Source organism: Pseudarthrobacter sp. RHLT3-21 (assembly GCF_059383495.1).
This window is the reverse complement of record NZ_JBWZCI010000026.1, coordinates 45,081-59,215: the sequence shown is the minus strand read 5'-3', so window position 1 is coordinate 59,215 and position 14,135 is coordinate 45,081. Positions and strand designations below refer to the sequence as shown.

Genomic DNA, 14,135 nt, shown 5'->3' with positions numbered 1-14,135 from the left:
CGAGCTCCTGCCCCTCCGACGACAACGCATTGTCACCCGCGCCGTCAAACGCAAGATGTCCAACTGGCCACTCAAACGAATACCAAAGAAACCTAAGTAAACGGCATTGCACCTAGGCCAGAACCTGCAGAGCGGACGACGGCGGGTTCCTCCCGCCGTCGTCCGCTCAGTACTGGTGCGGCAAGAGTCAGTTCTTGACGACGTCCAGCTCGATCACAGCCCAGGACAGCGCCGGCAGCGTCACCCGGAGTTCGGAGCCGCTCGCCTTTGCGCCATCCAGCGGCTTGAGCCCCACCTGGTTCGGACTGCTTTGGGTATTGGCCGTGAAACGGTCCCCGCCTTCCGGAATTTCCAGGACCTCGGCACGGACTACCCGGCGGGCATCGAACCCGCGCAGGGCGACCTCGACGTCGGCAGCTTCATCCAGGCCGCGGTTCGCGAAGAACAGTGCCAGGCGACCCGTTTCCTCGTTCCACGTTGCGCTGACGTCCACCAGGTCGGTGCCGCCGAAGCGGGCATTTTCGTACTTGTCTGAGTCCACGGACAGGCGCAGGATCTGGCCCTTGGCGAGCTCTGCCATGCGGGCGAACGGGTGGAAGATTGTCTGCTTCCAGGCCGGACCGTTTTCCTCGCTGAGGATCGGGGCAATGACGTTCACCAGCTGGGCCTGGTTGGCGATTTTGACACGGTCGCCGTGGCGGAGCAGCGAGTTCAGCAGGGTTCCCACCACCACGGCGTCCGTCACGTTGTACTTGTCCTCGATGACCCGGGGGTGTTCGCGCCAGCCCGCCTTGGCGACGTTGTGCGGCTGGTCCTCGGTGTCCAGGCCGCGCTGGTACCAGACGTTCCACTCGTCGAAGGACAGGTTGATGTGCTTCTTGTGTTTGCCCTTGGCGCGCACGGCGTCGGCGGTGGCGATCACGGACTCGATGAAGTAGTCAGTGTCCACTGCGCTGGCGAGGAAGCTGCCGACGTCGCCCTCGTGCTCCTGGTAGTAGGCGTGGAGGGAGACGTAGTCCACCTCGTCGTAGGTGTGCGTCAGGACAGTCTGCTCCCAGTCGCCGAACGTCGGCATGCCGGAGCTGGAACTTCCGCAGGCCACCAGTTCAATGTCCGGGTCCACGAAGCGCATGGCTTTGGCAGCTTCCTGAGCCAGGCGGCCGTATTCCTCGGCGGTTTTGTGGCCGATCTGCCACGGCCCGTCCATCTCGTTGCCCAGGCACCAGAGCTTGATGTCGAACGGATCCTTGTGGCCGTTCTTGGCGCGGAGGTCTGACCAGTAGGTGCCGCCGGGGTGGTTGGCGTATTCCACGATCTCGCGGGCTGCGTCCACTCCCCGGGTGCCCAGGTTGATGGCTTCCATGATTTCCGTGCCGGCCTGGCGGGACCAGTCCACGAATTCGTGCAGGCCGAACGCGTTGGTTTCCACGGTGTGCCAGGCGCCGTCCAGCCGGCGGGGACGGTTCTCCCGCGGGCCGATGCCGTCTTCCCAGTTGTAGCCGGAGACGAAGTTGCCGCCAGGGTACCGGATGACGGTGGCGCCGAGCTCCTTGACGAGCTTGAGCACGTCCTGGCGGAAGCCGTTCTCATCAGCCTCCGGGTGGCCCGGCTCGTAGATGCCGGTGTAGACGCAGCGGCCCATATGCTCCACGAAGGAGCCGAAAAGGCGGCGGGGGACTTCGCCGATGGTGAAGTCGCGGTCGAGGGTGATCCGTGCGCGGGACATGTTCGGTATCTCCTTGGTTGTGGAACAGGAATGTTGGTAGGTGTTTGTTGGCAAGCGTTAGGTGCCGGTTCAGGTTCCGGCGAGTCCCGTCGTCGCGACGCCCTTGATGATCTGGCGCTGGAAGAACAGGAAGACGAGGATCAGGGGCAGCGCCGCGAGGAGCGCGGAAGCCATGTTCTGCGCGTACTGGATGCCGTACGCGCTCTTGATGGTTTGCAGCCCCACCGGAAGGGTGAGGAGCGCGCCGTCGTTCGTGGCGATGAACGGCCACAGGAAGTTGTTCCAGGCGCCAATGAACACGAAGATCGCGACGGCGGCCAGGATGGGCCGGGACAACGGCAGGATGATCTGGGTGAAGATCCGCAAGCGGCTGGCACCGTCCATCACAGCGGCTTCCTCAAGTTCACGCGGGATCTGGTCGAAGAACTTCTTGAGCACGAACACCATGGCCGGGTGGATGACCTGCGGCAGGATGATGGCCCACGACGTATCGATCAGGTGCAGCGCCAGCATTTGGTAAAAGAGCGGGATGATGAGGACCGGCGGCGGGATGATGATCGAGGCGATGATCACCGTCATCAGCACCTTCTTGCCCTTGAAGTCGATCCGGGACAGGGCGTAGGCCACCAGCGCCGAGATCACCAGCGTGATCGCCGTGGTGGCTGCCGAGGTGTAGAACGAGTTCCAGGTCCAGAGCGGGATGTTGCCGTCCTGGAACACCTTGACGAACGCTTCAGCGGTAAAGCCCGACGGCGGCATCCAACTGACCTTCGGAGAGGCGGCATCCGTCTCGGTCTTGAAAGCGGTGGCCGTGGCCCAGGCAAACGGAATGAGCCACAGCACGGCGATGAACGCCGCAACAGCGAGCGCGGCGATTTTGCCTGCGGTCATCTTCCTGCGCGGGCGGCGGATCCCTTCGCTGGTGCTTGTGCGTGGGGTGGTACGGGTGAGGGTAGGGGTTGCCATGGTTATGCACTCCTGCGGTGGGTGATGACGAACTGCATGACCGAAATGAGCACGATCAGTCCGAAGAAAATGTAGGAGATGGCTGCGGAGTACCCCAGCCGGTAGCCGGTGAAGCCGGTTTCAAAGATGTACTGCACCACCGGGCGGGTTGATCCTCCGGGCCCGCCGGCGGTCATCTGGTACACCTGATCAAAGATCTTCAGGGACGCAAGGATCTGGAGGAGCACGATCATCACCGTGGTGGGGGTCAGTTGCGGCAGGGTGATCGAGAAGAACTGCCGCCAGGCTCCGGCGCCGTCCAGGGACGCTGCTTCGTAGTGCTGTGCGGGGATGTTCTGCATCGCGGCCAGGTACAGCAGGAAATTGAACCCCACGGTCCACCACAGCGTGGCGATGACGATCGCCCACATGGCCACGTTGGGATCGTTGAGCCAGGCGACTTTGGGGAGGCCCATCTTGGAGAGGAAGTCATTGATCAGGCCAAGCTGCGGGTTGTACATCCAGGTGAAGAACAGCGAGACCACGGTGGAGGCCAGCAGGTACGGGGCAAAGTAGGAAAGCCGCCACAGCCACTGGGCAGGCAGCCCGACGTTCAGCAGCGCCGCCATCACCAGGGCAACGAGGACCAGCGGGACGGTGCTGATGACGGTGAAGTAGAGCGTGTTTCCCAGGGAGCGCCACATATCAGCGTCGGCCAGAGCCTCGGCGTAGTTCGCGAAGCCGATCAGGCTGTCATTGGCGCCGGTCAGGGACTTGCCCGTCAGGCTCATGTAGAAGCCATAGAGAATGGGCCACACCAGGAAGACAAGGAAAAAGACCAGGAACGGGGCAGTGAATCCCCAGCCGCTCAGGTTGCTCCTGGTGCGGCTCTGTAAGGGGCGGCGCGTTGGTTGGGGTTGGATCCCTGTGGCGATGTCCGGCTGACCGGTGCTGCGCCGGGACGCTAGTGAAGAACTCATGAAGGACTCCTTTGTCGCTCGGTGCCGTTAGACCGGGTTGGGCCGGGAAAGAAGGGTGTTGGTGCGGTGCTCAAAGGCGTCCCAACCTGCGGCCGCCTTATCGCGGCCCAGGAACACGTTCTGGACGTTCTCCGCAAAGTAGGTCTGCCAGTCCGAGCCCGAGCCGCTGAACCAGGCTTCGGGATCGTAGGCGATGATGTCCGCTGCGTTGGCGTAGTGGATCTGCGGCGTGAGGTCGCGGTATGCCTGCGACTGGACCACGGGTTGGTAGGCCGGGATGTGGCCGGCTTCTGCCCAGGAGATTGATCCTTTGAGGACATCGCTCACGAACTTGTAGACGTCCCGCCGTTTCGCTTCATCCACATTCAGCTGCCGCGGCAGGACGAACGAGTGCGAGTCTGCGTAGGATGCCGGCGTTCCGTACAGCGTGGGAATGGTGGCTGCGTCCACCGGAAGTCCGGCTTTCTTGAGCGTGGGCAATTCCCACACTCCGCTGAACAGCATTCCCGAGTCGCCGCGGGCGAATTCCGCGATGCCCGTGCTGATGTCGCCGGCCTTGGCAGCGATGGTGTCGTCAAAGAGCGATGCCATGAATTCCAAGGACTCAATCGCGGCGTCGCGGTCCACCTTCATCGGCTGGCCCGGGATCAGTTCCATGTCCGCGCCATGCTGCTTGTAGAGCGTGTAGAAGAGCCGCCACATCTGGGAGCCACTGCCGAGGTAACCGAAGGACAACCCATGGGCCTGGGTGACCTTCTGCATTTCCCTGGCCATGGCCATGAACTTCTGCGGAGAAGTTACTTCCTGCAGTTGTCCGTTGCCGCCGAGGACGCCGGCTTTGCTGGCGATGTCCGTGTTGTAGAACATGACGAACGGGTGCGAATCCAGCGCGATGGAGAACACCTTGCCGTTCTGCTGGCTCTTCTCCCAGATGCGCGGGGCAAAGTTTTCACCGGTGACGCCGTGCTCGGCCAGCAGGTCCATGTCCCAAGGGTCAATGAGCCCGCCGGGGGCGTATCCGGGAACCCGGCTGGCATGCATGATCGCGGCTTCCGGTGGCCGCCCGCCTGCCGATGCCATGGCCAGTTTGGTGTAGTACGGCGGGCCCCAGGCCAGGACCGTGGGTTGCACCTTGAAGCCGGGGTTGGCCTGGTTGGCGCTGTTGATCATTGCCTGCATCTTGATGCCGTCACCGCCGGACAGCAGGTGCCAGAACCCGATGTCCCGCATGTCAGAGGCTTGGGCGTTCCCGCCGCAGCCCGTCAGGCCGCCTGCTACCAGGACACTGCCTAATGCTGCCGATCCTGTCAGTAACTGCCTTCGGGACAACTGCTTCCCTAAAAATTCAAACTGCTTCACCCGTCACTCCTTTGGATGGGTCCGCTGAAAGGTCACTTCTTGTTGCTCAAAACTCCGGTGCAGGCGCGTCCCGTTCCCGGGCCGATGCCTTCAGGGGGTGACGCACGCCTCACATTACATCGATGTAATGGACAGGGCAAGAGAAAATTGTTAGCGCACACAATTGGTGGGCCGCTCTCGTTTCAGAGGCGGCTGCTGTCCCGCTCCACGATGGTGTAGTCCATGGAAACCACGCGCTGCTCGTGGCCCCTGTCGGCCATCCGCTCCGTGAGCAGGCGCAGAGCTTCACTGGCAATGGCACGCTTGTCGAAGGAGACCGTGGTCAACGACGGAACGGCGTAGCGGCCGTCGGCGATGTCGTCAAAGCCCGCCACCGCAATGTCCTCCGGGATGCGCAGACCCCTCTTCCACAGCACACTCAGGGCGCCGATGGCCATGGAATCCGTGAAGCAGAACAGCGCCTCGGGCAGCGGATGTGAGTCCAGGTAGGCAGTGAGCGCATCGGCAGCAGTCTCTGGAGTCCACTTTTCGCAGGGAATCAGCAGCGACTCGTCCCGTTCGATACCAAGGATCTCCAACGCCTCTTCATAGCCCCGAGTTCTCTGTATCGCCGCAGCCGATCCCCTGCCTTGGGTAGTTCCCAAGACGGCGATCCGTCGGCGCCCGGACTGTGCCAAGGCGAGAGTCATGTCGCGGGCGGCAGCGAAGCTATCCACGAAGACGCGGTCGGCGAGCCTTTGCGTGACCTCGCCGAGCAGGACCACGGGCGGAAGGGCAACGCCCACCTGGACGGCGCTTTCGTCCAGCACCACAGGATTAAGGATCAGTCCGTCGATCAGGTTGGAGCGGGCGCGCACCATGAGTTCATGCTCGCGCTGGGGATCGGAGCCGGTTTCCTCGATCTGCACGATCCAGCCCTGCTCGTGGGCCACTTCCACAATGTTGTGGGCAATTTCTGCCGAGTACGGCGTGCCAAGATCAGGCAAGGCCAGCGCAATGACACCGGACCTCCCATTGCGCAGTCCGCGGGCGGAGAGGTTGGGCACATAATCCAGCTCGAGAATGGCCTGCTCCACCTTGGTCCTGGTGGCTCCGCTGACCGGAATGATGCCGTTCATGACATTCGAGACAGTCTTGGGTGAAACGCCGGCACGACGCGCGACATCCTTGACCGTTGCGCGCACTGCTCCCCTTTCAAAGCCTTTTGGGCCAAAGCCGGCGGCCAGTGAATGCCGCTGCGGATGACCTGCTGACGATGTTACCTCCCGCCTCGGCGGGCGGCGGCCGAAGCGTCTTGACAGGGAAATTGTTAGCGCTCACAGTTGGTGGAACGAAACTTACCTTCACCCGAAAGCCGAGTACATGAAGAACTGGGCAGGAAATCTCAACTACTCATCAGCGGACGTCGTGCGCCCGGAGTCGGTGGCTGAGCTCGCCCAGATGGTGGCGCGTTCCAGCCGGGTCAAGGCCCTGGGATCGCGGCACTCCTTCAACCGCATAGGGGACACCGACGGCGTGCACGTGCTGCTGGATGCACTGCCGCAGCACATCGAACTCGACTCGGCACAGCAGAGGGTCCGTGTCAGCGGCGGAGTGAGCTACGGCGCCCTGTGCCGTACGCTGCAGCAGTCCGGCCTGGCCATCCACAATCTGGCATCACTGCCCCACATTTCCGTGGCAGGGGCAGTCCAGACGGGCACCCATGGATCCGGCGTGAATAACCCCTCCCTGGCCGGAGCGGTGGAAGGCATTGACCTGGTCCGGCCCTCCGGCGAGCAGGTATCGCTGTGCCGCGCGGACGGCGAGGAGTTCCTGGGCAGCGTGGTGGGCCTGGGCGCTCTGGGCATCGTCACCGGCCTCCAGCTTGCCGTCCGGCCGAGCTTCAGCATGCGCCAGCGTGTTTTGGAAAACCTGCCGTGGGAACGGGCGCTGGCGGACTTCACACAGCTTGTGTCCAGTGCCTACAGCGTATGTCTTTTCACCGATTACGTGGGCGATTCCATCAGCCAGGTCTGGCTCAAGGCGCTGGACTCGGAGCCTCCCCTCGGTGAACTGTTCGGTGCCACGGCAGCCATCGGCCCGCGGCACCCGTTACCGGGGATGTCGGCCGAGAACTGCACCGTGCAGATGGATGAGCCCGGGCAATGGCTGGACCGGCTACCGCACTTCCGCCACGAGTTCACGCCCAGCAACGGTGAGGAGCTACAGAGCGAATTCATCCTGCCGCTGGAGCAGGCACCTGCCGCACTCCAGGCAGTGCGGAGCCTGGCAGACAAACTTTCGCCGCTGCTGTTTGTCTCCGAAATCCGGACCGGCGCCGCGGACGAATTCTGGCTCAGCCCCTTCTACCGGCAGCAGAGCGTTGCGCTGCACTTCACCTGGAAGCCGCTGCAGCCGCAGGTGGAAGCCGTTCTTCCGCAGCTCGAGGACCTGCTTCGGCCGTTCGGGGCCAGGCCGCACTGGGGCAAGCTTTTCACGCCCGACGGTCACGACTGGGAGTCCCTCTACCCCCGCTTTGCGGACTTCCGCTCGCTGGCATCTGCGCGATCCGGAGGGAAAATTCCGCAACGGGCTGCTGGACAGCATCCTCGGAGTCCCGGCGGTGAGCTCACGCTAGGAGGCGGTTGGCGGGGCAGTGAGCGGACGACGGCGGGACTTCCCGCCGTTGACCGTTTCCGATTTGTCAGGCGTCGCTGTGGGCGAGGTCGGTAGAGAGTTCGCGGTGGGGCGTCGGCCTGGTCCAGACGGGTCTTGTCCCGGGTCTCGAAGACGCCAACACTGGTGAGTCCAGACCTACTGCCATCCCAGCCCAGCGTCGTATGGCGACTAGCTGTCGAAGCCGGCTCTGCGCTTCACCCGGCCTGGTCCAGGCAGAGCTTACACCGCCATCGGGCGATAGTGGCGACCCGTGAGATTTGTCGTCCACTCGCGTGCCATTCCAAGGTCCGGGCAAATAACGGCCCGTGACAGATGGGTAGGGTGATCCTGAGTCGACTGCGCGGCTCTAGGCCGATGTTGCCAGCGCCGAAGCCAGCCCAAGTCCTGCACCCCCGGGCCCGCGCGCGTAATGCGTGAGAATGCCGTCGACGTTAGTGCTCCCCGCTCCAAGCCTCTGAGTGCGTCGCCGAACAACGATTCGACGACGTGGTCCGGCTCAACCGGCCACGTCGACTCTGGAAACCGATACACCAAAACCCAGATTCAGCAATTGCTGCCCGTTTTGCATTAAGTTCAGCTTGCTAAAAAATGGCAGCCAGTCATTTCCGGAGCGACTTGAATTCGCAATAACCACATAGGAAACAGCGAATTTCGCGCGGTCCACGGACCGTCCACTTTCAGGGATCAAGCCAAGCCAGCGTGACCTCAGCGGTTCTTTTGTCTCGCTCTCTATTATTTTCCGTATCTCATCGCGAAAGCTGCCGTCGGCAACAAAAGTTGTAGCCGAAACTGTCCCTTGGGCGAACAGGTGGCTGAGCGTAGATGAGCGCGATTTTCTCTTGACATGAATAAACTCCCCGTTTGAAGCCAACACGTCGCACACTTCAATGCCGCTGGTTGCACCTCCAGGCCGCTTAATTTTTGCGTCCAGGAGCAGAAGGTCTGCGGGCAAGGTCGCGGCCAGACGTTTGTTGTAGTCAGCTTCGACTTCGCCGGCACTTGAGGCGATGAGGGATGTAACGGACGGCGCTAAGGATGCCGCGAATTGGTCAACCTTGGCCACCAAAGAATCACTGACGACGAACCAACGGCCTTCAATAAGAACGTGCAGTTTTGACAAGTGGCGTTGCTCCGTCACCAGGCATTGGTACAAGCTCCACCTTGCGTCAAAGTCATTGGAACGGCTGAATCGCACTGAAACTTTCCGCGATTTCAACCGATCGAGCGTAATTCCAGAGCGTTCGTCGCCGAGTCGGTCCAGGTATTCGTCCAAATCGAGGTCGTCATACTCCTCCGCCCGGGTCCCGCCGATCCTAAAGGCATCGACATCTTCCCAAACGATCGCTTCTGGCATGGCCATATGCGTGTTGGACGTATCTCCAGCAATCAGCTGCTGTTCCAGCAGTTTGTTTAGCTGCGCCGTGATTGTGGCATCGCTGACCAAGGCCAAGTGGTCGATCCATTCGAAGTCGGCTTTGTACGAATCCTCGGCGAAGGCTAGGAGCAGTTCGCTGCAGAGCTTTGGTAGATCAGCCGGCGTAATATCCAAGTTCACGATGAGAGCATCGGATCCGGACAACCGCTTCGCAAACGACTTATCGCGAGGCTCGCCTGTTACGGCACGGAGCATATCGCGCGACACATCGACCCCGAATGTTGGAAGCTCGGAGCTCTTGCTGGCCTGCGTGTTCTTAGTCACCACCATGTCTTCGAATGTTTTTGTGTCGAGACTGCGTATGTGACGCGGATCGATGCGATTCAAAGCCACCTTCAACCCGAACTGATGTTCGACTTTAGATAGATCGAGGAAACTTCGTCCGTATCCGAATGTGAATGCGAAGAATCTGCCATCAACTTTTAGAACCAGGAGACCTGAAGCTGAAGACGTTGTCAAGGATAGTTGCGCACCCGTGAGAAGCGGCTGCACAAAAGTCACCCAGGCTGGACGGGACGAAGGGCGAGATGAGTAGAAAAAACTGCCGTCCAAGCCAGAAGAAGGATCTAGGGCTAAAGTCGTGTGTTTTTTGTCAGCAGTTATTGCGTCTTCCGCAGTGGAGATGTCACGCAACAAATAGATAGTGAGCCGGCTGGTTCCCACAATTACCCCAATCATAATTTAGACCAGCGTAGCATTATCGGTCATCCAGCAAATGCACATGAGAAAGTGGTGGAGTTTCTTTCGTTGGATTCGAGTTAGCTGCTTTCAATCTGGCAGGTCGAATTTGTTGCAGATTGGATGGATAAGCCTCGGTTAACGGTCCAGCCTCTAGGCGATAACTAATATGGTTTTTCGGTCCCGGTCTCCCAGCCCCCGTCTCGCTTCAGCTTATTGCAACGCGCGGCGTGCGGGACGGGTGGCATGCGCTACGCAGCCCTCATTGCAACAATTAATTCTTAGGGCTCCGCAACCGGAGCCGCGAACTGCGCATACAGCGCCGATTATGTCCCGCCCGCCGCCAACAATGAAGCGCGAGTCCCCTGTTCCACGATCTGGATGCCTCCATCACCAGGATGAGGTCGGCGTCGGGGATCGTTGACAGGCGCTACGCGATCACAATGATCGTCCGATCGGACCGCAAGTTCTCATCGCCTTCTGCACCAGCACCTCGGTCCGGTGTCAATCGAACTCGTCGCCTCGTCCAGGATCAGAAACGACGGCTGGGCCAGGAACGCCCGGGCAATCGTCGGCAGCCGCTGTTCCTCTGCGTATCTCATCAGGTGATTCCTGAACACCCCAACCTCGGGTCGTTTCGAGGGTCTAATGTGACTTGCGCCGAAGCCAAGCTTCGACTGATGCACAATGATTCGATGGACTTAATTGCATGGGTTGTGGCGGGCGGGAGCCTGCTAGTTGGTGGCCTCACTACTTGGTTTTTTTCTTGGAAGTATGGACACCGGCGCAGGAAGCTGTTGTTCACCTGGGACTCCGTGCAGCTGATGCCCAACGACGGACCCGCTAGAGGTGCGCTCGAAGTCTCCTACGAGGGAAAGCGAGTGGACGATCCGTATCTTCTAAAGATCACGATCAAGAACCTTGGCCCTACCGACATATCAACGGCGCACTTCGACAATGGCGATCCCCTTCGCGTCGAGTTTCCTGGAGGCTACGTGTCCCACATGGACACCGACATGGGAGCCGCGGAGATGCTGGGGCTCGGAGAGGAAGAGTTGACATTTGCTCCTCTTCTGCTGAAACGCAACGCACAAATCACTCTCGACGTACTCGTGGATGGACCGACCATTCCCCAGCTCAACTCGAAAATTATCGATACAGACATTGTCACCGCTGACGCCAAGGCAATCGCCTTGAGCGCTGTACAAACAACAGGAGAGCTCATCACGGTTACCGACCCCATGAGCTCGGTGGTACGCCTTCTCACCGGGCGGCGATGATCCAAAAAAGGAGGGACGCTTGGAAACACGCGCGGGAGCGCCCACTGCAGACTATAAGACTCAGCTAGCCTCAATCGCTCCGCGTCGCATGGATAACCTGGACCGCGATCTACACCATTCCCGCCGTCGTCCGCTTCGGTTTTGTCAGGCGTCGCTAAGGGCGAGGTTGTTGGAGAGTTCGCGGTGGGCGCCGGCCTGATCCCGCGGCTCCGTTCAGGCCTGGTCGGTGGGCATGATCCAGAGCTCTCCGATGGAGGTGTGCCGGGGCCTGGTGACCATGTAGGCAACTCCGTCGGCGATGTCCTCCGGGGCCAGGACTTCTGTCTGCTCGTAGAAGGGGTCGATCATTTCGCCGCGGACCTCGGCGGTGTTGTGTGAGCCCAGCTCGGTATCTACGCCGCCGGGCTCCAGGACGCCGACGCGGACGCGGCGCTGGGTGACTTCCTGGCGGAGGGATTCGGTGAAGCCGTTGACGCCGAACTTGGTGAGGTTGTAGACGCCGTACCCGTTCCAGGCGACGCGGCCGGCGATCGAGCTGATGTTGACGATGTCCGCGACCCGGCGGGTACTGTCCTCGGCGGCTTTGAGCAGGTGTGGCAGGGCGGCGTGGGTGGTGTGGAGCAGGCCCTGGACGTTGACGGCGATCATGCGGTTCCAGTCCTCGGGGTCGGCGCCGACCACCGGGCCGAGGAGCATCAGGCCGGCGTTGTTGACCAGGATGTCCAGTTGCCCGAAGCGCTCCACGGTCTGGTCGACGGCGGACTGGGCCTGGGCGCGGTTGGTGATGTCTGCTTCGATGACCAGGGCTGTGCCGCTCGCTTGTTCGATTTCGGCGGCGAGGGCTTCCAGGCGGTCACGGCGCCGGGCGACGAGTGCCACGGAGGCGCCGAGTGCGGCGAGCTGCCGTGCGGTCGCGGCTCCGATGCCGCTGCTGGCGCCGGTGACGAGGGCGGTGGTTCCGGTCAGTTTCGGTGTCATGGGGTGTTCTCCTCCGGGGTTGATGCCGGTTTTTGGGCAGCCGGAAGCTGCTGGCGTCCGGCTGGACTGTGGTGGTGGGGCCTTGCGGTGGTGGGTGATGGACGACGGCGGGACCTCCCGCCGTCGTCCGTTTCCGTTTTGTCAGGCGTCGCTTAGCGCGAGGTTGCTGGAGAGTTCGCGGTGGGCGTCGGCCTGGATCTGGAGGGCCTTGCCCCGTGCCTCGAAGACGCTCACGGCGTCGGCGCCAGCGGCGAACCGCAGCGGCGGTTCGTCCAGTTCGGCCAGCTGAATCAGCGCGTCGGCGAGTTTGGCCGGGTCCCCGCCCTGCAGTCCGTTCATGCTCTTCCAGCCGGCGACGGTCTGCGCGGTGCGCTCGGCGTAGTCGCCGATGGTGGATTCCGCGTAGCTGGTGGATTCCGGGGTGAGCAGCTCGGTGCGGAAGAACCCCGGCTCCACGATCATGGAGCGGATACCGAACGGTGCGACCTCGGGGGCCAGGGACTCGGCCCAGCCTTCCACGCCGAACTTCGACGCGGCGTAGGCGGACAGGAACTCGCCGCCTGCGAGGCCAGCGGTGGAGGAGATGGTGACCACCAGGCCGGAGCGCTGGGCCCGGAGCACCGGCAGGGCCGCGCGGGTGACGTTCATGGGTCCGAACATGGTGGTTTCGATCTGTGCCCGGAAGTCCGCCGGAGTGATTTCCTCGAAGAACCCGGCGTAGAAGTTGCCGGCGTTGTTCACCAGGACGTCGATCCGGCCGAACCGGTCCACGGCTGCCTGGATGGCGGCGGCCGCGTCGGCGGGGTCGGTGACGTCGAGCTTGACCGCGAGGAGGTCCTCGTTGTCCCCGACTGCCTGGGTGACTTTTTCGGGGTTGCGGCCGGTGGCGACCACGGCGTGGCCGGCGGCGAGGGCTGCCTTCGCGATGTCGGTGCCCATGCCGCGGCCGGCGCCGGTGATGAACCAGACCTTCTTGCCCGTGGTGTTGTTGGCCTGCTCGGTGGTGGTGCTTTGTTCAGTCATGGGAGGGTTCTGTCTTTCCTGGGTTGCGCCCTGGCTGCGCGTGGGAGCGCGCGGGGGCGGCGGATCCGCCGGCAGGATCGCCGGCGGTGGCTGTTTGGGTGGTTTCTTCGGGTGGCGATGCCGCCCAGCTGGCGAGGAATGCCAGCGCGGTTGCGGATGCGGAACCCGGCTCGGCGGTGAAGGTGAACACGATCTGTCCTTCGTCGCCGGGGAGGTCCAGCGTTTCGTACTGCAGGGACAGGTCGCCGGCCACCGGGTGGTGGAAGCGCTTGGTTCCCGTGGTGTGGATCCGTACGTCGTGACCGGCCCAGAGGCCGGCGAACAGGCCGCTGCGCGTGGTGAGCTCGCCGACCAGCTCGTTCAGTGCCCGGTCGTGGGGGTTCCGGCCCGCTTCCAGGCGCAGCATCGCCACCGTCGTGGCCGCGATCGCGTTCAAGTCCAGGTAGAAGTCAGCTGCGCGAGGGTCGAGGAACAGGTAGCGTGCCTGGTTCGGCAGCCGGCCCGGAATGTCCGGTCCCGACACAGCTGAGTTAAATACCTCCGCGTACAGCGCCCGGCCCAACAGGTTGGAAGCGAGGACGTCGCCACGGCCGTTCTGCACCATGGCGGCCACTCCGGTCATCCCGTCCAGCAGACGCAGCACTCCGGGACGGACCCGTTGCTGCGTCGGACGGCGGGGCGTCCGGCTCGACGGCGTGTTGGCTGTTCGTGCCAAGTCCATCAGGTGTGCGCGTTCTGCCTCGTCCAGTTGAAGGGCGGAGGCCACGGCCTCGAGCACCGAGTCGGAGACGCCGCGGATGCTGCCGCGTTCCAGCCGCGTGTAATAGTCCGTGCTCACCCCGGCGAGCTGAGCCACTTCCTCACGGCGCAGGCCCGGCACACGCCGCAGTTCCCCGTAGGTGGGGATCCCGGCCTGCTGCGGGCTGACCTTCGCACGACGCGAGATCAGGAACTCACGGATCTCTTCTCTTCTGTCCACAACCACCACGCTACCCAGGCTGCTTGGCTGGCGGCAGTGTCCGTCAGACACCCCCAACCCTGCCGGAGACAGAAGCAGTCGGGAACAAAGGAAG

10 protein-coding genes and 2 pseudogenes are annotated in these 14,135 nt (G+C 62.4%); 2 read left to right on the top strand and 10 right to left on the bottom strand.

Annotated elements, in window-relative coordinates:
• Positions 1-187 precede the first annotated feature (187 nt).
• From arfA to AC50YA_RS19995, 5 genes are all read right to left on the bottom strand, one after another.
• The gene (gene arfA, locus AC50YA_RS20015) at positions 188-1,726 is read right to left on the bottom strand and encodes an arabinosylfuranosidase ArfA (protein ID WP_494983945.1); all 1,539 of its coding nucleotides are present in this window, start codon (positions 1,724-1,726) and stop codon (positions 188-190) included.
• Between the two features lie 69 nt (positions 1,727-1,795).
• Positions 1,796-2,692: a carbohydrate ABC transporter permease gene (locus tag AC50YA_RS20010; protein WP_494983944.1), complete on the bottom strand. Its 897-nt coding sequence runs from the start codon at positions 2,690-2,692 to the stop codon at positions 1,796-1,798.
• Between the two features lie 2 nt (positions 2,693-2,694).
• Positions 2,695-3,651: a carbohydrate ABC transporter permease gene (locus tag AC50YA_RS20005; protein ID WP_494983943.1), complete on the bottom strand. Its 957-nt coding sequence runs from the start codon at positions 3,649-3,651 to the stop codon at positions 2,695-2,697.
• 27 nt (positions 3,652-3,678) lie between these two features.
• Complete coding sequence (locus AC50YA_RS20000; RefSeq protein WP_494983942.1) at positions 3,679-5,010, bottom strand: extracellular solute-binding protein; 1,332 nt, start codon at positions 5,008-5,010, stop codon at positions 3,679-3,681.
• A 182-nt stretch (positions 5,011-5,192) separates the two neighbouring features.
• Positions 5,193-6,194, bottom strand: coding sequence for a LacI family DNA-binding transcriptional regulator (locus AC50YA_RS19995; protein ID WP_494983941.1), 1,002 nt, complete (start codon positions 6,192-6,194; stop codon positions 5,193-5,195).
• Positions 6,195-6,372: 178 nt separating this feature from the next.
• On the opposite strand from AC50YA_RS19995, the pseudogene AC50YA_RS19990 reads away from it, so the two are divergent.
• Positions 6,373-7,627 (top strand): annotated as a pseudogene (locus tag AC50YA_RS19990) (D-arabinono-1,4-lactone oxidase).
• A gap of 537 nt (positions 7,628-8,164) precedes the next feature.
• Here AC50YA_RS19990 and AC50YA_RS19985 read toward each other — a convergent pair.
• Together AC50YA_RS19985 and AC50YA_RS19980 are read right to left on the bottom strand one after the other, a co-directional pair.
• On the bottom strand, positions 8,165-9,766 hold the full coding sequence (locus tag AC50YA_RS19985; RefSeq protein WP_494983940.1) for a DUF6119 family protein: 1,602 nt from the start codon (positions 9,764-9,766) through the stop codon (positions 8,165-8,167).
• A 341-nt stretch (positions 9,767-10,107) separates the two neighbouring features.
• A pseudogene (locus AC50YA_RS19980) lies at positions 10,108-10,374 on the bottom strand (ABC transporter ATP-binding protein); the annotation flags it as partial.
• Positions 10,375-10,476: 102 nt separating this feature from the next.
• Here AC50YA_RS19980 and AC50YA_RS19975 point away from each other — a divergent pair.
• A complete protein-coding gene (locus AC50YA_RS19975; protein WP_494983939.1) occupies positions 10,477-11,061 on the top strand; it encodes a hypothetical protein in 585 nt (194 codons plus the stop codon).
• A gap of 213 nt (positions 11,062-11,274) precedes the next feature.
• Here AC50YA_RS19975 and AC50YA_RS19970 read toward each other — a convergent pair whose 3' ends face one another.
• The 3 genes from AC50YA_RS19970 to AC50YA_RS19960 form a co-directional block, all read right to left on the bottom strand.
• A complete protein-coding gene (locus AC50YA_RS19970) occupies positions 11,275-12,039 on the bottom strand; it encodes an SDR family NAD(P)-dependent oxidoreductase (RefSeq protein ID WP_494983938.1) in 765 nt (254 codons plus the stop codon).
• 141 nt (positions 12,040-12,180) lie between these two features.
• Positions 12,181-13,062: an SDR family oxidoreductase gene (locus AC50YA_RS19965; RefSeq protein ID WP_494983937.1), complete on the bottom strand. Its 882-nt coding sequence runs from the start codon at positions 13,060-13,062 to the stop codon at positions 12,181-12,183.
• Positions 13,055-14,041 (bottom strand): helix-turn-helix transcriptional regulator, encoded by a 987-nt coding sequence (locus AC50YA_RS19960; protein WP_494983936.1) that lies wholly within the window; start codon positions 14,039-14,041, stop codon positions 13,055-13,057. Before AC50YA_RS19960 ends, AC50YA_RS19965 begins: the two co-directional genes overlap by 8 nt.
• Positions 14,042-14,135 lie beyond the last annotated feature (94 nt).

Bases quoted from the DNA above. Each gene is read 5' to 3' on its own strand.
- AC50YA_RS20010 (WP_494983944.1), bottom strand. From the start codon at position 2,692: ATGGCAACCCCTACCCTCACCCGTACCACCCCACGCACAAGCACCAGC.
- AC50YA_RS20005 (WP_494983943.1), bottom strand. From the start codon at position 3,651: ATGAGTTCTTCACTAGCGTCCCGGCGCAGCACCGGTCAGCCGGACATC.
- AC50YA_RS19970 (WP_494983938.1), bottom strand. From the start codon at position 12,039: ATGACACCGAAACTGACCGGAACCACCGCCCTCGTCACCGGCGCCAGC.
- AC50YA_RS19965 (WP_494983937.1), bottom strand. From the start codon at position 13,062: ATGACTGAACAAAGCACCACCACCGAGCAGGCCAACAACACCACGGGC.
- arfA (WP_494983945.1), bottom strand. From the start codon at position 1,726: ATGTCCCGCGCACGGATCACCCTCGACCGCGACTTCACCATCGGCGAA.
- AC50YA_RS19975 (WP_494983939.1), top strand. From the start codon at position 10,477: ATGGACTTAATTGCATGGGTTGTGGCGGGCGGGAGCCTGCTAGTTGGT.